General features: G+C 72.9%; 11 protein-coding genes and 2 tRNA genes. 2 read left to right on the top strand and 11 right to left on the bottom strand.

Features of this window, described 5'->3' with window-relative positions; all coding sequences use genetic code 11:
• Window positions 1-171: 171 nt before the first annotated feature.
• The 4 genes from A8711_RS18100 to A8711_RS18085 all read right to left on the bottom strand — a co-directional run bounded on the left by A8711_RS18100 (window position 172) and on the right by A8711_RS18085 (window position 3,984).
• Window positions 172-248: transfer RNA gene (locus A8711_RS18100), tRNA-Ile, on the bottom strand.
• Window positions 249-373: 125 nt separating this feature from the next.
• Window positions 374-1,609 (bottom strand): FAD-dependent oxidoreductase, encoded by a 1,236-nt coding sequence (locus tag A8711_RS18095; RefSeq protein WP_069088880.1) that lies wholly within the window; start codon window positions 1,607-1,609, stop codon window positions 374-376.
• Window positions 1,602-3,737: an MMPL family transporter gene (locus A8711_RS18090; protein WP_064448175.1), complete on the bottom strand. Its 2,136-nt coding sequence runs from the start codon at window positions 3,735-3,737 to the stop codon at window positions 1,602-1,604. Before A8711_RS18090 ends, A8711_RS18095 begins: the two co-directional genes overlap by 8 nt.
• A 174-nt stretch (window positions 3,738-3,911) precedes the next feature.
• Window positions 3,912-3,984: transfer RNA gene (locus A8711_RS18085), tRNA-Asn, on the bottom strand.
• Between the two features lie 268 nt (window positions 3,985-4,252).
• Between A8711_RS18085 and A8711_RS18080 the strand changes: the two genes are divergently transcribed.
• On the top strand, window positions 4,253-4,648 hold the full coding sequence (locus tag A8711_RS18080) for a hypothetical protein (protein ID WP_030503967.1): 396 nt from the start codon (window positions 4,253-4,255) through the stop codon (window positions 4,646-4,648).
• A 96-nt stretch (window positions 4,649-4,744) separates the two neighbouring features.
• On the top strand, window positions 4,745-5,929 hold the full coding sequence (locus A8711_RS18075) for an ROK family transcriptional regulator (protein WP_069088879.1): 1,185 nt from the start codon (window positions 4,745-4,747) through the stop codon (window positions 5,927-5,929).
• 115 nt (window positions 5,930-6,044) lie between these two features.
• Here the strand turns inward: A8711_RS18075 and A8711_RS18070 are convergent, their stop codons facing one another.
• The 7 genes from A8711_RS18070 to A8711_RS18040 all read right to left on the bottom strand — a co-directional run bounded on the left by A8711_RS18070 (window position 6,045) and on the right by A8711_RS18040 (window position 16,956).
• Window positions 6,045-7,052 carry a sugar phosphate isomerase/epimerase gene (locus A8711_RS18070; protein WP_043329109.1) on the bottom strand — a complete coding sequence of 336 codons (1,008 nt, stop codon included), beginning with the start codon at window positions 7,050-7,052 and terminating at the stop codon, window positions 6,045-6,047.
• Between the two features lie 174 nt (window positions 7,053-7,226).
• Window positions 7,227-9,323: a ThuA domain-containing protein gene (locus A8711_RS18065; RefSeq protein WP_069088878.1), complete on the bottom strand. Its 2,097-nt coding sequence runs from the start codon at window positions 9,321-9,323 to the stop codon at window positions 7,227-7,229.
• 20 nt (window positions 9,324-9,343) lie between these two features.
• Entirely contained in the window at window positions 9,344-12,178 is a 2,835-nt protein-coding gene (locus A8711_RS18060) for an RICIN domain-containing protein (protein WP_069088877.1), read from the bottom strand.
• 222 nt (window positions 12,179-12,400) lie between these two features.
• Complete coding sequence (locus A8711_RS18055) at window positions 12,401-13,468, bottom strand: polyprenyl synthetase family protein (protein WP_069088876.1); 1,068 nt, start codon at window positions 13,466-13,468, stop codon at window positions 12,401-12,403.
• On the bottom strand, window positions 13,465-14,859 hold the full coding sequence (locus A8711_RS18050) for an alkaline phosphatase family protein (RefSeq protein ID WP_069088875.1): 1,395 nt from the start codon (window positions 14,857-14,859) through the stop codon (window positions 13,465-13,467). The genes A8711_RS18055 and A8711_RS18050 overlap by 4 nt, the downstream gene beginning before the upstream one ends.
• A 58-nt stretch (window positions 14,860-14,917) precedes the next feature.
• On the bottom strand, window positions 14,918-16,105 hold the full coding sequence (gene eboE, locus A8711_RS18045; protein ID WP_069088874.1) for a metabolite traffic protein EboE: 1,188 nt from the start codon (window positions 16,103-16,105) through the stop codon (window positions 14,918-14,920).
• Window positions 16,105-16,956 carry a TatD family hydrolase gene (locus A8711_RS18040; protein ID WP_069088873.1) on the bottom strand — a complete coding sequence of 284 codons (852 nt, stop codon included), beginning with the start codon at window positions 16,954-16,956 and terminating at the stop codon, window positions 16,105-16,107. The genes eboE and A8711_RS18040 overlap by 1 nt, the downstream gene beginning before the upstream one ends.

Here is a 16,956-nt window from a genome sequence, read left to right as displayed (position 1 = left end):
GGTCTTCGACCGGGCTTCGGCGTCGATCGAGCTTGCGAACCGGACGCCGCACGAGCTGCGGCACAACGGCGGCCAGTGTCGCGGTGGCGGAGGGGCCAATGTGAAGGCGGCCATGACCTCGACGCAGTGCACCCGAGCCGTCGGCACCATGGCTGAGCTGGAGAAACGGCTTGGTGGGGCGGGCGGGGTTCGAACCCGCGACCGAGGGATTATGAGTCCCCTGCTCTAACCGGCTGAGCTACCGCCCCGTCACCGCGCCGGATCGTAACCCGCCGATCGTTTCGCGGACCACCACCGGCCGGGCGGAAAGACTACCGCGACAGCACGATGGGCTACGCGAGGATAACAACGCGCAACCCACCGGCCAACGGCTCTACGCGCGCCGGAGATCGGCGATGACGGCACCGACCGTGCGCCAGCCGCTGGCGAGCGCGCCCTGGATGGACGGGCTGTCCCGGTGGTCCCCGGCCACGTACAGGCCGCCGCCCAGCGCGACCGGCTTGCGCAGGCGGCCCTGCGGCGGCGGGGCGGCGGGCAGCGCGTCCGGCACGGTGATGGTGGTGAGGTGGGTCCAGTCGGCGGTGGAGCGGCCGTAGAGGCGGTCCAGTTCGCGGCGGATCACCGGTTCGGGCGGGGTCTGCGGGCCGACCACCGAGGTGGCGACCAGGTGCTGGCCATCCGGGGCGTACGTGGGCGCGGCCCGGCTCACCACCACCGTGTTGGCGATCGTTTCCCGCCGGTCGCCGTCGAGCAGCAGGATCGGCTCGTCCAGTGGCGCCGTCTCGGTGCGGTGGTAATAGGTGGTGTAGGCGTGCATGCGTACCCTCGGCAGCCCCGGCAGCAGCGTGGCCGCCGCCGGCGGGTCGGCCGCGACCACGACGGCGCGGCAGGTGATCTCGCCGGACGGGGTGCGGACGCGGCCGGGCGCGACCTCGGTGACCGGGGTGTTCAGGTCGATCAGCTCGGCGGGCAGYGGCGCGGCGAGCGCCCGGGGCAGCGCCGCCATGCCGTCCGCGGGCAGGCCGATGCGGCCCCGGGCGAAGGAGCGCATGATGACCGCGAGGACGTGGCTGGAGGTGGCCAGCTCGCGGTCGAGCAGCACGCCGGACAGGAACGGCCGGAGCAGTTCCTCGATGATCGCGTCGGAGAGCCCGGCCCGGCGCAGCGCCTTCTCGGCGCTGGTCTCGGGTGTGTTGAGCAGCCGCCCGACCGGCAGCGTCGCGTAGCCGGCGGCGAGCGCGCCGAACCGCAGCCGGTCGGTCAGTGTCCCGATGCCGGCGGTGAGCGTGGCGGGCGCGCCGGCGGGCTCGCGCAGCGGGTTGACGAGTCGTTCCAGCCGGTCGCTGCGGCGCACCAGCACGCCGGGCGTGAACCAGCCCATCTCGAGGGCGCCGACGTCGACCAGGCCGGCCAGCCGTGGGTACGCGGTGTTCAGCACCTGGAAGCCGCGGTCCAGCAGGAACCCGTCGACGCGGTCGGTGGCGACCCGCCCGCCGAGCCGGTCGCTCGCCTCCAGCAGCCGCCAGGGCACGCCGGCCCGGTGCAGCCGCCGGGCGGCGGCGAGACCGGCCAGGCCGCCGCCGACGACCACCACGTCGGTGTCAGGCACGGTCCACCCCCGCGCCGGCCCGGTCGCCCTCGCGGTGCGACCGCGACAACCGGCCCGGCCACCAGACCTTCGGCCCGATGTCGTACGCGAGCGCGGGCACCAGCAGCGAGCGGACCACTATGGTGTCGAGCAGGACGCCGACGGCGACGGCCACGCCCAGCTCGACGAGCACGACGAGCGGCAGTACGGCGAGCGCGGAGAACGTGGCGGCGAGCACGATGCCGGCGGAGGTGATCACGCCGCCGGTGACGGCCAGGCCGACGAGCACACCGGCGCGGGTGCCGCGGCGTACCGATTCCTCCCGGACCCGGCTCATCAGGAAGATGTTGTAGTCGATGCCGAGCGCGACCAGGAAGACGAACGCGAACAGCGGGAACGACTGGTCGACGCCGGGGAAGTCGAACACGTACTTGAACAGCAGCGCGCAGAGGCCGAGCGTGGCCAGGAACGACAGCACCACCGTGGCGATCAGCAGCACCGGGGCGACCAGGGCGCGCAGCAGCACGGCCAGGATGACCGCGATGACCAGCAGCACCACCGGGATGATCACGTTGCGGTCGCGGACGGAGGCGTCGGCGGTGTCCACGTTGATCGCGGTGAAGCCGCCGACCACGGCGTCCGCGCCGGGCACCCGGTGCACCGCCTCGCGCAGGTCGCGGATGGTCCGCTCGGCGCCGTTGCTGTCCGGCGCGTCAGCGAGCGTGACGTTGAGCTGCACCCGCCCGTCGACCACCTTGGGGGGCGCGTTCGGGTCGGGCGGCGCGTTCTCGCCGCGCTGGCCGAGCGGCAGCACCGAGGCGACTCCCGGTACGCCCTGCGCCACCTGGGCGACCTGCCGCGCGGTGTCCTGGGTGGTGAAGATGGTGGCGGGGCTGCCGGTGCCGGCCGGGAAGTGCCTGTCGATGACCTCCTGCCCGGCCACCGAGTCGGTGCGCTGGGTGAACAGCTGGGACTGGCCGAGCGTGGTGGCGCCGAGCTGGGTCACCCCGATCGCGAGCACGGCGAGCGCCACGGCGGTGACGACCCAGACGGTACGGGAGCGGCGCGCCACGAAGCCGGCGATCCGCGCCCAGATGCCGTGCTCGGCGCGCGGGTCGGCCTCGTCGTGCCGGGGCCGCCGGGGCCAGAACGCCCACCTGCCGCCGAGGACCAGCAGCGCGGGCAGGAACGTGAGCATCACCAGCAGCGTGGCGGCGATGCCGACGGCGCTCACCGGGCCGAGCGCCCGGTTGGAGTTGAGACTGGACAGCAGCAGACAGAGCAGGCTGACGATGACTGTGGCGCCGGAGGCGACGATGGCCGGCGCGGCGCCCTTCCAGGCGGTCTTCATCGCGTCCCAGGGCCGCTCGTGCCGGTGCAGCTCCTCCCGGTAGCGGGCGATGAGCAGCAGCGCGTAGTCGGTGCCGGCGCCGAACACGAGCACGGTGAGGATGCCCTGTGCCTGCCCGTTGAGCTTGACGATGTCGTGGTCGGCGAGCAGGTAGACGAAGACGGCCGCCAGCGAGTACGACATCCCGGCGGCCAGCAGCGGGAAGATCCACAGCACCGGGCTGCGGTAGACGACGAGGAGGATGACCAGGACCACGGTGAGGGTGACGAGCAGCAGCGGTCCGTCGATCGCGCCGAACACCTCGATCAGGTCGCCGAGCAGCCCGGCGGGTCCGGCGACGTCGACGGTGAGCCCGTCGCGGTCCGGGCCGGCGATGTCGCGCAGGCGTTCCACCACCGCGCGGATCTGTTCGCCCTCGCCGCTGTCGATCGGCACGATCACCTGGGCGGCCTGCCGGTCCTGGCTGACGACCGGTGGCGGCAGCGGGCCGACCACGCCCGGTACGTCGGCGAAGCGGGCCGCGTCGGCCTGGATCCGTTGCTGGTCGGCCGGGGTGAGGCCGCCGGCGCGTTCGTAGACCACGAGCGCCGGCGTGGTCTCCCGGTCGACGAATCCGGCGGCCAGGTCCTGCGCGCGGGTGGCCTCGGCGTCGGCCGGCAGGAAGGAGGCGTTGTCGTTGGTGGAGACCTCGCCGAGCTTGCCCGAGTACGGCCCGGCGACGCCGCCGATGATCAGCCAGCCGAGCACCACGGCTACCGCGATCAGCGTCGCGGTCCAGCGGCTGCGTCCTGCGGCCATCTCCACCGTCCTCGAATCGACGCAACAATCGACGCAGCGGGAGTCTAGGTCGACGCCGACCATCCTGCCGGGCGAGTGACGACTCGCGGGCGGAAACCGGGCAGCCGGGACACGCGAGGGGCCGGAACGGGAAACGCCCGCCGGCAGGGCCGACGGGCGTGACGTGGAGCGAAGCTCCCCCGATTGGACTCGAACCAATAACCTGCCGGTTAACAGCCGGCTGCTCTGCCAATTGAGCTACAGGGGACCGTGCACCGCTCGGATCGGATCTCTCCGCTCCGTGCGACGGGGACAAGAGTACAGGACATCGGGGGGTTGTGCGCCAGGGGGTTACCGGAGGAGGACCGGGCCGGCGGACGCGCCAGGATTACGGACAAATCGTCATCTCGGCACAGGGAGGCATGAGCGGAGAGCAGGATGGGTAGTTAGCCGTCGACAGAGAACGCAGGCGCAAGATGGTCGTTCCGCCGAGCCGGCGGAAATCGGCAAGAGCGTCAGGTACGGAAGGAGCCGCCATGCGCGGAAAGATCATGTTTCTTGGCGGGCTGGCTGCGGGATTCGTCCTGGGCGCCCGTGCCGGCCGGGAGAAGTACGAGGAGCTGGTGGTCCGGGGGCGCAAGGTGCTCGACCACCCGACCGTCCAGGAGGCGGCCGGGGTCGCGCAGGCCCAGGCGACCCGGCTCTACTCCGAGGGCAAGGACAAGCTGGGGCAGACCAAGCTGGGTGAGAAGCTCGCCACCGGCAACGGTGGCAAGCCGGGCATGACCGAGGCCGACAAGCCGTTCGCGGGCACGCCGGCCGCGGTCGGCAGCCGCAGCGCCAACGGCACGGGCTCGACCAGTTCGACCAGCGCGTCCGGCTCGACCACGACCGGCACGAGCACCAAGCCGTCCACCGGCAACACGCTCTGACGCAAGCGGACAGCGGGCCGGTCACCTCCGGGTGACCGGCCCGCTCCCGTGTGCTCGGGCGCCGATGTGGCACATTCTCCGTGGGGAGGTGACCACATGCCGATGGTCGGACCGGAAACGGCGGATCAGGCGCGGCTGCTGCGCCTGCTGCGCGACGACGGCCCGCGGTCCCGGGTCGAGCTGACCGACCTCCTCGGCCTGCCGCGGGCCCGGTTCGCCGCCGAGGTGGACCGGTTGACCGCGCTGGGCCTGGTGGAGAGCGCCGGCCCGGCTGCCTCGCGGGGCGGGCGACGGTCGTCGCTGCTGCGCATCGGCGCGCAGGTCCGGTTCGGCGCGGTGCTCGTCGGCGGCGGCACGCTACGGGTCGCGCTCACCGACGGCGAGCTGAACCCGCTGGCCCGGCACGACGAGCCGGTGGACGTCCGGCTCGGCCCGGACGTGGTGGTCGGACGCATGGTCGAGCTGCTCGGCAAGCTGCGCGTCGAGGCGGGGCTGACGTCGCTGACCGGCGTCGGTGTCGCGCTGCCCGCGCCGGTCGAGGTCCGCGACGGCACGCCGGTCTCCCCGCCGGCCCTGCCCGGCTGGCACCGCTTCCCGGTACGCGACACGCTCGCCGCCGAGCTGGGCTGCCCGGTGCAGGTCGACAACGACGCCAACGCGATGGCCCTCGGTGAACGGCACGCCGGCACCGGCCGCCCGTTCGACGACTTCCTCGCCGTCAAGCTGGGCGACGCGGTCGGCTGCGGGCTGGTGCTCGCCGGCTCGCTCTACCGGGGCGCGGCCAGCGGGGCCGGCGACATCGGCCACCTCCAGCTCAGCGAGGACGGGCCGCTCTGCGGCTGCGGCAACAACGGGTGCGTCGAGGCGTACTGCGGGGATGCCGCGCTGGTGCGGGAGGCGGTGACGGCCGCGCGGGCCGGGCGCTCGACGGTGCTCGCGGACCGGCTGGCCGCGGCCGGGACGCTGGCGGTGGACGACGTGGCGGCGGCGGCCACCGAGGGCGACCCGGCGGCGCAGACCATCGTCCGCGACGCCGCCCGCCGGCTCGGGCAGGTGCTGGTCGGGCTGGTCAGCTTCGTCAACCCGGCCATCGTCATCATCGGGGGCGCGCCGGCCGGGATCGGGCCGGTCCTGCTCGCCGAGATCCGGGGCGTGGTCTACCGGCGCTCCACGCCGCTGGCCACCGGCAGCCTGCCGATCGTCCTGTCCGACCTCGGCGACACCGCCGCCCTGATCGGCGCGGCCCACCTGGTCAGCACCCAGACCTACGCCGCCCGCTGACCCCCGCCCCCGCCCTCACCTCACCCCGTCAATCTTGCACTTGCGGCCCTCCCGAAACGGGCATAAGCAGCATCACGTGGGCCGCAAGTGCAAGATCGCGAGCGCAGGAGGAGGGTCAGTCGCGGCTGCTGAAGGCGGCGTCGAAGGCGGCGCTCGGGGCGTCGAAGGCCAGGCGGCGGACGAACTGGAGCGCCTCCGGCGCGCCGACCAGGCGGTCCATGCCGGCGTCCTCCCACTCGACCGAGATCGGGCCGTCGTAGCCGATCGCGTTCAGCGCCCGGAAGCAGTCCTCCCACGGCACGTCACCGTGGCCGGTGGAGACGAAGTCCCAGCCGCGCCGCAGGTCGGCCCAGGGCAGGTGGGAGGAGAGCCGGCCGCGCCGGCCGTCCCCGGTACGGACCTTCGCGTCCTTGCAGTCGACGTGGTAGATCCGGTCGGCGAAGTCGAAGATGAAGTTCACCGGGTCCAGCTCCTGCCAGACGAAGTGCGACGGGTCCCAGTTGAGCCCGAACGCCTCCCGGTGCCCGATCGCCTCCAGCGTCCGCTTGGTGGTCCAGTAGTCGTACGCGATCTCGCTGGGGTGCACCTCGTGCGCGAACCGCACGCCCACCTCGTCGAACACGTCCAGGATCGGGTTCCACCTGTCGGCGAAGTCCTGGTAGCCGCGCTCGATCATGGCCGGTGGCACCGGCGGGAACATGGCCACCGTGTGCCAGATGGACGAGCCGGTGAAGCCGACGACGGTGCGTACGCCGAGTTTCGCCGCCGCCCGCGCGGTGTCCTTGATCTCCTCGGCGGCCCGCTGCCGCACCCCTTCCGGCTCGCCGTCGCCCCAGATCCGGGCCGGCAGGATGTCCTGGTGCCGCTCGTCGATCGGGTGGTCGCAGACGGCCTGCCCGACCAGGTGGTTGGAGATGGCGAACACCTGAAGGTTGTGCTTGGCCAGGGTGGCCCGCTTGCGCTCGACGTACGAGTCGTCGGCGAGCGCCTTGTCCACCTCGAAGTGGTCGCCCCAGCAGGCGATCTCCAGCCCGTCGTAGCCCCACTCGGCGGCGAGCCGGCAGACCTCGTCGAACGGAAGGTCGGCCCACTGGCCGGTGAAGAGCGTGATGGGTCGCGCCATTGTCCTTCTCCCCTGTGGTGATGGGGGATTCCGTCGCGGACCGGGGCGAGGACGACCGGAGGCGGCGGCCTGAGGGCACCGGTGGACGCCGGAGCGTCTGCCTCCCGGGCGGGTTGCGCCTCCCGCCGGGTCACCGGCCACCTCGCGGTCGCCGCCTCCACTCTATGGCCTACCTCAGGGCAGGGTCCAGCGCTGGTTCGCCGCGCCCGTGCACGTCCACAGGTGCACCGCCGTGCCGTCGGCCGAGTTGTTGCCGGACACGTCCAGGCACTTGCCCGACGACGGGTTGCGCAGCGTCCCGTCCGCCTGCGCCGACCAGGTCTGCGCGCCGGTGCCGTTGCACGACCACAACTGGATCTTCGTGCCGTTCGCGTTGCCGCCGCCGGAGACGTCCAGGCACTTGCCCAGCGCCTTCACCGGCCCGTTCGGCGTCACCGTCCACGTCTGCGCCGTCGAGCCGTTGCAGGTGTAGAGCTGGATCTGGGTGCCGTCCGCCGACGAGGCGTTCCGCACGTCCAGGCACTTGCCGGCCAGCCCCTTGATCGGGCCGGTGCCGCCGCTTGCGGTGCCGCGGACCAGCGTGAAGTCGTCCACGTCGAACAGGCCGGTGCCGCTGCCGGCGAACGTCAGGTGCACGGTCTGCGTACCGGACGGCACGCCGGTGAGCGCGGTGGACACGTCGGCGAACGTGGTCCAGCTCCCGGTGTTCGGCACCGCCACCTGGCCGAGCAACGGTCCGGTCGGCGAGCCGGTCCGCACCTGGAGCGTGCCGCCGGGGCCGCCGGAGACCACCCGGGCGCGCAGCGACGTCACACCGGTCAGGTCCAGCCCCGGGTACGCGGCCCAGTCGCCCGGATCCACGTACCCCAGGGTCTGGCCGCCGTTGGCACCGGCCTTGGGGTACGCGCTGACGCCGCTGGCCGAACCGAACGCCTCGGCCTGGACCGTGGTGTTGCCGGTCGGCGGCGGCGTCCCGCCCAGCTCCTTGATCCGGATGTTGCGGAACGACACGTCGTCGCCGGTGCCGTGGTTCTGGATGCCGACGTGCCCGGCGAGAGACCGCACCGGATCGGTGTTTGTGAAGTCGTTGATGCGTACGCCGTTGAGGAACACCTGCAGCCGTTCCCCTTCGACCAGGATCTCGTAGGTGTTCCACTCCCCCGCCGGGTTCAGCGCCGCGTCCCGGGCCGCCAGGTCGGCGGACTTGAAGCCGTAAATCGCGCCGGTGGTCCGGTCGGCGGCGTCGGTGGGGTCGATCTGCACCTCGTAGCCGTTGTCCACCGCCGAGTTCGGGTCGCTCGACGGCGGGAAGCCGACGAACACGCCCGAGTTGTCGTCACCGGCCAGCCGCCAGTCCAGCTTCAGCGAGTAGTTGGTGAACTGCTTCGCGCTGTACCAGTACAGGCCCATGCCGCCGACCGAGGTGAGCGTGGCGTCGGTGTTGGTGAAGCTGCCCGGCCCGGCCTGCGACCAGCCGGTGGTGCCGCCGTTGTAGAGCGCGGTGTAGCCGGTCTCCGGCCGGCAGTCGGCCTTCGTGCGCCCGGCCGCGTAGCGGATGCCGCCGAGCAGGTGGTTGCGGAACGCCGCGTCGGCGTAGGAGGCCTGGGTGTGGCCGCCGCCGGTGTAGAAGGACCGGCCACCGCTGTACGTCTTGCACCAGGCGTGCGGGTGGTCGCCGCCCATCGAGCCTCCCGAGTACGAGGACTCGTCGAGACTGGCCAGCACGTGCGCGGTGGAGCGGGCGTTGGAGCGGTAGTCGTACCACTCGTCGGTGCGGTTCCACTGCTGCGGCAGGTGCGCGGTGGCCGCGTGCGCCCGGTCCTCCACCTTGACGGTGGCCGGCTGGATGGCCGGGTGGGACGCGAACCACGCGCCGACGAGGTTGCCGTAGAACGGCCAGTCGTACTCGGTGTCGGCGGCTGAGTGCACGCCGACGTACCCCCCGCCGGCGCCGATGTACGCCTCGAACGCCGACTGCTGGGTGGCGTTCAGGACGTCCCCGGTGGTGTTGAGGAAGATCACCGCCTCGAAACGGGCCAGGTTGGCGGTGGTGAACTGGGCGGCGTCCTCGGTCGCGGTGACGGTGAAGTTGTTCGCCGCGCCAAGCTCCCGTACGGCCTGCGTGCCGACCGCGATGGAGTCGTGGCGGAAGCCGGCGGTCTTGGAGAAGACGAGCACGTCGTAGGGGGCGTCGGCGGCGCTCGCCGGGGCGGCGGCGCTGGTGGCGGCCACGGCGGTCACCGCGACCAGCGCGATACAGAGGAGTCTCATCGGCGTTCTTCCTTCCCACCTCACGGCAGCGTCCACTTCTGGTTGGCCGCACCCGTGCAGGTCCACAGGTGCACCGCCGTGCCGTCGGCCGAGTTGTTGCCGGACACGTCCAGGCACTTGCCCGACTGCGGGTTGCGCAGCGTCCCGTCGGCCTGCGCGGACCAGTTCTGCGCGCCGGTGCCGTTGCACGCGTAGAGCTGGATCTTCGTGCCGTCCGCGCTGGCCCCGCCGGACACGTCCAGGCACTTGCCGAGCGCCTTCACCGTGGCGTTCGGCGTCACGGTCCACGACTGCGCCGTCGTGCCGTTGCAGGTGTAGAGCTGGATCTGGGTGCCGTCGGCGGTGGCGGCGTTGCGCACGTCCAGGCACTTGCCGGCCAGGCCCTTCACCGGGCCGGTGCGCACGGCCGACGTGATGAGCGTGAACGCGTCCAGGTCGTAGAGCGCCCCGGTGCCACCGGCGAACGTCAGGTAGAGCGTGGTGGTGCCGGCCGGCGGATTGGCGATCGTGCCGGTGACTGTGGTGAACGTGTCCCAGGCGCCGGTGACCGGGACGGTGGCCGAGCCGAGCACGGCGCCGGTGGCCGAGCCGGCCCGTACCTGGAGCGTGCCGCCGGCCCCGGCGGACGACACCCGGGCGGTGAACCCGGTGGCGTCGGCGAGCAGGTACGGCTGGAACGCGATCCAGTCTCCGTTGTGGATGTCGCCGACGGTCTTGCCGCCCTCGGCGGTGGCCTTGTCGAACGTGTTGATTCCGGACGAGGTCTTGAAGTGCTCGGCCTGCCGGTGCCGGGGCTGGAGCGTGTGCTGGGTGTGCGTGGTGAGGCCGCCGGAGTCGGTGTACTCGGCGTCGAAGACCGCGAAGATGTTCGCCGCGTCGTCGTGCTCACCGTCGACGGGTACGGCGATCGAGCCGGTGCAGCCGGTCGCCGAGGTGATCTGGTGGCCGTGCTGGTCGTGGCCGAGCACGTAGGTCATCTTGACCTTCGTGCAGTCGATGGTGGCGTCCTCCGGGTCGGTGACGGTGATCCGGAACGGCACGGTGTCGCCGAACGAGAACAGCTTGCCGTTGCCGGGTGTCTCGATGACCACAGTCGGGGCGGTGTTGCCGACGGTGATCGTCACGCTGGCGGTGCCGGTGGCGCCCTGCGGGTCGCGCACGGTGAGCGTGGCGGTGTACCTGCCGTTGGCGGTGTAGGTGTGCGAGGGGTTCGCCGCGGTGGAGGTGCCGCCGTCGCCGAACGTCCAGGCGTACGTGAGCGCGCCGCCCTCCGGGTCGGACGAGCCGGCCGAGGAGAAGGCCACCGCGAGCGGCGCGGCGCCGGAGGTCCGGTCGGCGGCGGCGCGGGCCACCGGGGCGCGGTTGGCGCCGCCCAGGTAGTCGAAGCGGTACAGCGCCGAGTTGGCGTCGCCGTTGAAGTAGCCGGTGCCGTAGTCGAGCACGTAGTACGCCCCGTCCGGGCCGAACGCGGAGTCCATCACCTGCTTGCCGGTCCACGGGAACGTGTCGATGGTGCCGGGTGAGCCGTCGGCGTTGACGTGGATCGGCTTGATCCAGCCCCGGCCGAACTCGGTGGCGAAGAACTGCCCGTCGAACGACTGCGGGAACTTGGTGGTGGACGGGTTCGCCGCGTCGTACCGGTAGACCGGGCCGCCCATCGGCGACTCGGAGCCGCCGCCGAACTCGGGCGGGCTGCCCGCGTCACCGGCATAGCGGATCCAGGACGGCTTCGCCGCCGGCAGCGTGGCCAGGCCGGTGTTGCGGAACGAGTTGTTCGTCGGGCCGCCGGTGCAGTCGTACTTCGGTCCGGCGGCGCCGGTGGCGAAGTCCCATTCGGCGTACGTCTCGGCGGCCGTGTTGGTGCCGGTGCAGTACGGCCAGCCGTAGTTGCCGGGCCCGGTGACCCGGTTGAACTCGACCTGCCCGGACGGGCCGCGCGCGGTGGTGGTGCCGGCGTCCGGCCCGTAGTCGCCCACGTAGACGACGCCGGTGGCCTTGTCGACGCTGATCCGGAACGGGTTGCGGAAGCCCATCGCGTAGATCTCCGGGCGGGTCCGCGCGGTGCCGGGCGCGAAGAGGTTGCCGGCCGGGATCGAGTACGTGCCGTTGGCGTTCACCTTGATCCGCAGGATCTTGCCCCGCAGGTCGTTGGTGTTGCCGGCGCTGCGCTGCGCGTCGTACCCGGGGTTGCGGTTGGTGCGCTCGTCGATCGGCGCGTATCCGGCCGAGTCGAACGGGTTGGTGTCGTCGCCGGTGGACAGGTAGAGGTTGCCGGCGGCGTCGAAGTCGATGTCACCGCCGACGTGGCAGCACAGCCCCCGGTCGGCCGGTACGTCGAGCACGTCGACCTTGCTGGCCTGGTTGAGCGTGAAGTCGGCGTTGAGCGTGAACCGGGACAGCCGGTTGACGCCCTGCCAGGTGGAGAAGTCGGTGCCGGTGGCGGGCGCGTCGCCGGCGGGGGTGGACAGCGGCGGCGCGTAGTAGAGGTAGATGTGCCGGTTGGAGGCGAAGCCGGGGTCGACGCCGACGCCCTGCAGCCCCTCCTCGTCGTGGGTGTAGACCGGCAGGGTGCCGATGACTGTGGTGGCGCCGGCCGCGTCGGTGCGGCGCAGCGTGCCGTTGCGGGCGGTGTGCAGGACCGACCGGTCGGGCAGCACCGCCAGGGACATCGGTTCGCCGGTCTCGGCGACGCCGCGGGCGAGTTCGACCTGCTGGAAGTCGCTCGCCGTGATCGGGTGGGCGGACGCCGGGACGGGCGCCGCGGCCGCTGTGACGGTGCCGGCGGTGGCCGCGAGCAGCAGCGCTGCGGCAGCGGCGAACGGTCGTCGGGCACGGGGGTGGTGGTGGCTGGACATGCTGTGCTGTCCCTTCCTGACGCGCGCAGCCAGGACCGGGCGCGCGTCGCGCCGGATGCCGAGCGGGGGATGCTGCGCCTCGGCGAGGCGGGCGGTACGGGGGCGGATCGCCTCGTCGGGTCAGCTAGGTACTGTGCACGACATTAAAACCTTTCGATCAGCCTGTCCATAGCTTCTGATCGATCGGCTTACACTTTCGCCGCCACGCGACAAAAGTAGGTGTCACTCGCGGCGGTCGACAGCCCGCTCCACGAGCGCGGCGAGCACCCGCCGGGCCGGCTCCGCGAGCCCCGCCGCGTCCAGCGCGACCACTGCCGCGTCGGCCCGGGTACGGATCATCCGCTCCACCGCCTCCCGGGCGCCGGACTCCTCGACGATGCCCCGCACCTCGGCGGCGCCCGCCTGATCCAGCGCCGGATCGCCGACCAGCTCGCGCAGCCGGGCCACCCCGGCCGGGGAGGCGGACGCCCGGGCCAGCGCCAGCAGCACCGTCGGCTTGCCCTCGCGCAGGTCGTCCAGATTGGACTTTCCGGTCACCGCTGGATCGCCGAAGACGCCGAGGACGTCGTCGCGGAGCTGGAACGCGTCCCCGAGTGGATCGCCGAACCCGGCCAGCGCCGCCACCTCCGCCGGCGTCGCGCCGGCCAGCGCGGCGCCGATCTGCACCGGACGGGTCACCGTGTAACGGGCCGTCTTCAGCCGCACCACGGCGAGCGCGCTCGCCACCGAACCGTCCCCGGCCGCCGCGACCACGTCCAGGTACTCCCCCGCGATCACCTCCGAGCGCATCCGGGCCAGCAGGACCTGCCCGCCGCGCAGCCGCTCGGGCGGCAACCCGCAGCCGTGGAACATCTGCGCCGACCAGGTGGCGCAGAGGTCCCCGCAGAGCACCGCCGCCTGCCGGCCGTACGCCGCCGGGTCGCCGCGCCAGCCGGACCGCTCGTGCAGGTCGGCGAAGAAGCGGTGCAGCGTGGGCGCTCCCCGGCGGCGGTCACTGCCGTCCACGATGTCGTCGTGGATCAGCGCGAACGCGTGGAACAGCTCCAGCGACGCCGCGGCCACCACGATCGGCCGCTCGTCCGGGCAGCCGAAACCCCGCCAGCCCCAGTAGCAGAACAGCGGCCGCAGCCGCTTCCCGCCGGCCAGCACGAACCGGCGCAAAGCGGAGTGAACAGTCCCCGTACCGTCGTCCGGCCGACCCGGCCCTCTCGCGTCCAGGAACGCGGCGAGCTCGGCGTCGAAACGGCCCCGAAGCAGGGCCGGGTCGGTCGGTGCGACGGTCACGGTCATGGTGCCTCCCAGGCCAATCCGGCGAGTTCCAGCAACAACGCCTTCACATCGGTCGCCTCCACCCGGGGCCGGATCGCGGCCGGGTCGGAGCAGAGCAGCACCGGGCCGTCCGCCGGATCGGCCGGCAGGCGCCCGTGCGAACCACGCACCGCCCGCGCCCCGGCGTCCAGCCCGACCACGTTCATCAGATAGCGCAGACCGAGCTTCTTGCGCGCCAGCGCCACCGCCGCACGACGTTTCGCCGCGCCCGGAGCGGCCGGATCGAAGAACAGCTCGGCCGGGTCGTAGCCCGGCTTACGGTGGATCTCCACCAGCCGCGCGAAGTCGGGTGCCCGCGCGTCGTCCAGCCAGTAGTAGTAGGTGAACCAGGAGTCCGGCTCGGCCACCAGCACCAACTCGCCCGAGCGGGGATGGTCCAGGCCGTACCCGGCCTGCCCGGCGGCGTCCAGCACCTCGGCCACGCCGGGCAGCGCCGCGCAGAGCTTCGCCACCGCCGGCACGTCCGCCGGATCCCGGACGTAGACGTGCGCCACCTGGTGGTCGGCCACCGCGAACGCCCGTGACGTCCACGGGTCGAGGTATTCCATCCCGGCCTGGGTGTAGACCCGCAGCAATCCTTCGGCGCGCAGCAGCCGGTTCACGTCCACCGGGCGGGACACGTCGGTGATGCCGTACTCGGACAACGCCACCACAGTAGCGTCCCGATCACGGGCCGCGTCCAGCAGCGGGCCGAGCACGGTGTCCAGCTCCGCCGCCGCGGCGGCGGCCTCCGGCCCGGACGGACCGAAGCGTTGCAGGTCGTAGTCCAGATGCGGCAGGTAGACAAGGGTCAGGTCGGGGGCGTGGTCGGCCAGGATCCGCTGCGCGGCCCGGCTGATCCACGCCGAGGACGGCAGCCCCGCGCCCGGCCCCCAGTAGCTGAACAGCGGGAACGTGCCGAGCGCGTCGGTGAGCGTGTCCCGCAGCCGCGGCGGGCCGGTCCAGCAGTCCGGCTCCTTGCGCCCGTCGGCGTGGTAGACCGGGCGCGGCGTGACCGTCCAGTCCACGTCCGCGCCCATCGCGTACCACCAGCAGACGTTCGCGACCCGGTAGCCCGGCTCGACGCGGCGGGCCGCCTGCCACACCTTCTCGCCGCCGACCAGCGCGTTGTGCTGCCGCCAGAGCAGCACCTCGCCCAGAGCGCGGAAGTACCAGCCGTTGCCCACCACGCCGTGCCCGGCGGGCAGCTCGCCGGTGAGGAACGTGGACTGCGCCGAGCAGGTCACCGCCGGCAGCACGGTGCCCAGCTCGGCGGCGAACCCGGCGTCGGCCACCGCGCGCAGCCGGGGCATGTGCGCCAGCAGCCGCGGGGTCAGCCCGACCACGTCGAGCACCACCAGCCGCCGGCTCATGCGGTGCCGGCCTTCGTTCGCGACTGCGGGGCTCGCAGGACCGGCTCACTCCTCGCGCTCACGAGGACATCACCGCCGTCGGCGCCAGCCCGAGCGCGGTCAGCTCGTCGCGGGCGAAGGCCAGCTCGGCGGCGATGCCGGCGGCCAGCTCCGCGTCGCCGCGCGGCCGCCGCGCCTCCGGCAGCACCCCCCAGGTGTACGTCTCGACGTCGAGGTGGTCGCAGCCGGCGGCCGGACCGGCGAACAACGCGGCGAGCGCCTCCCGCAGCACCGGCACCGTGGAGCGCAGCGGCGGCTCGGGCGGGGCGTGCAGCGGCACGTGGTAGTGCACCCGCCAGGCACCGGGCAGCCCCGCGTCGAGCGCGGCGTCGAGGTCGTCAGCCGCGTACGCCGGATCGGCCGGATCGGCGGCGCCGGCGCAACCGGCCGCGCGGGTCTGGTGCAGGAACCTCGGCTCGACGAAGCGGCGCAACGCCGCGCCCGCCCCGACCGGATCGGGCGCCTCGACGGCGGCGGACACCTGGACCTTCACCACGGGGAGACCGGCGGCACGCAGCCCGGCCAGGGCATCCGCCGGCTGCTCCCAGGCGCACGCCAGGTGTGCGAGGTCCAGGCAGATCCCGAGCCGGTCGGTATCCATGGCTGAGAATACCTCGCGTGCTTGTCCCGTCGACTCCACCAGGCAGCCGGGTTCCGGCTCGAAGCCGACCCGGATCACCCGGCTGGTCTCCCGCTGCACCGCCGCCAGCCCGTCGGCCAGCGCGTCGAGCCGGCGCCGGGCGGTCGCGGCGCGCGCGGTGTCCCACGGCGTACGCCAGGCCAGCGGCAGCGTCGAGACCGACCCGTGGACCGCGTCGTCGGGCAGCAGGTCGGCCAGCACCCGGGCCAGGTCCAGCGTGTACGCCGAGCGCTGCGGCGTGGTCCAGTCCGGGTGGTACACCGCGCCCTTGACCACCGGGGCCTGGAACGCGGCGTACGGGAAGCCGTTGAGCGTGACCACCTCCAGGCCCCGTACGGTCAGCTCGTGACGCAGCCGGCGGCGGGCCGCCGGGTCGGCGGCGAGCGCGGCGGCCACCGGCGCGGCCAGCCAGAGCCCGAGCCCGAGCAGGTCGGCGCCGAGCGCCCGGCGCACCGCTACCGCGTACGTGTCGAGCTGGGCGACGATGCCGGGCAGGTCCTCGGCCGGGTGGACGTTCGTGCAGTAGCCGAGATGGACGGTCGTGCCGTCGGCGTGGCGCAACCGCATCACTCGCCTCCGCGCAGGATCGAGTTGCCGGCGAAGGTGGGGTCGTTCGCCTCCAGGGCGGTCAGGTCGAGCCGGCCGGACTGGCCGTAGAACTCGACCGGGTTGCGCCACAGCACCCGGTCCACGTCGTCGGCGCTGAACCCGGCCAGCTGCATCGCTTCCCCGGTGGCCCGGGTCAGCAGCGGGTCCGACCGCCCCCAGTCGGCGGCCGAGTTGACCAGCATCCGCTCGGTCCCGTACCGCTTCAGCAGCTCGACCATGCGCGGCGGCGACATCTTCGTCTCCGGGTAGATGGAGAAGCCCAGCCAGCAGCCGGTGTCCCGGACCAGCCCCACAGTCACCTYGTTGAGGTGGTCGACGAGCACCCGTTCCGGCGCGATGTCCGACTCGGCGACCACGTCGAGCGTGCGCCGTACGCCGCGTGCCTTGTCCCGGTGCGGCGTGTGCACCAGCGCGGGCAGGTCGTACGCGACGGCCAGGGCGAGCTGCCCGGCCAGCGCGGCGTCCTCGGCCGGCGTCATCGCGTCGTAGCCGATCTCGCCGACGGCCACCACGCCGTCCTTGTCCAGGTAGCGGGGCAGCAGGTCGAGGACCGGGCGGCAGCGCGGGTCGTTCGCCTCCTTCGGGTTGAGCGCCACTGTGGCGTGGTGCCGGATGCCGAACTGTCCGGCCCGGAACGGCTCCCAGCCGATCAGCGAGTCGAAGTAGTCCACGAAGCTGTCCACGCTGGTGCGCGGCTGGCCCAGCCAGAACGCCGGTTCGACCAGCGCGCGGACCCCGGCGGCGGCCATCCGCTCGTAGTCGTCGGTGGTGCGGGACGCCATGTGGATGTGCGGGTCGAAGATGCGCAT

Source organism: Micromonospora sp. II, assembly GCF_001709195.1.
GTDB lineage: Bacteria > Actinomycetota > Actinomycetes > Mycobacteriales > Micromonosporaceae > Micromonospora > Micromonospora chalcea.
Note: the sequence above shows the minus strand (reverse complement) of the source record. Positions and strands in the feature narration are given on the sequence as shown.

Coding starts and splice junctions, on each gene's coding strand:
- A8711_RS18090 (WP_064448175.1), bottom strand. CDS start 3,737: ATGGCCGCAGGACGCAGCCGCTGGACCGCGACGCTGATCGCGGTAGCC.
- A8711_RS18080 (WP_030503967.1), top strand. CDS start 4,253: ATGCGCGGAAAGATCATGTTTCTTGGCGGGCTGGCTGCGGGATTCGTC.
- A8711_RS18075 (WP_069088879.1), top strand. CDS start 4,745: ATGCCGATGGTCGGACCGGAAACGGCGGATCAGGCGCGGCTGCTGCGC.
- A8711_RS18070 (WP_043329109.1), bottom strand. CDS start 7,052: ATGGCGCGACCCATCACGCTCTTCACCGGCCAGTGGGCCGACCTTCCG.
- A8711_RS18065 (WP_069088878.1), bottom strand. CDS start 9,323: ATGAGACTCCTCTGTATCGCGCTGGTCGCGGTGACCGCCGTGGCCGCC.
- A8711_RS18060 (WP_069088877.1), bottom strand. CDS start 12,178: ATGTCCAGCCACCACCACCCCCGTGCCCGACGACCGTTCGCCGCTGCC.
- A8711_RS18055 (WP_069088876.1), bottom strand. CDS start 13,468: ATGACCGTGACCGTCGCACCGACCGACCCGGCCCTGCTTCGGGGCCGT.
- A8711_RS18050 (WP_069088875.1), bottom strand. CDS start 14,859: ATGAGCCGGCGGCTGGTGGTGCTCGACGTGGTCGGGCTGACCCCGCGG.
- eboE (WP_069088874.1), bottom strand. CDS start 16,105: ATGCGGTTGCGCCACGCCGACGGCACGACCGTCCATCTCGGCTACTGC.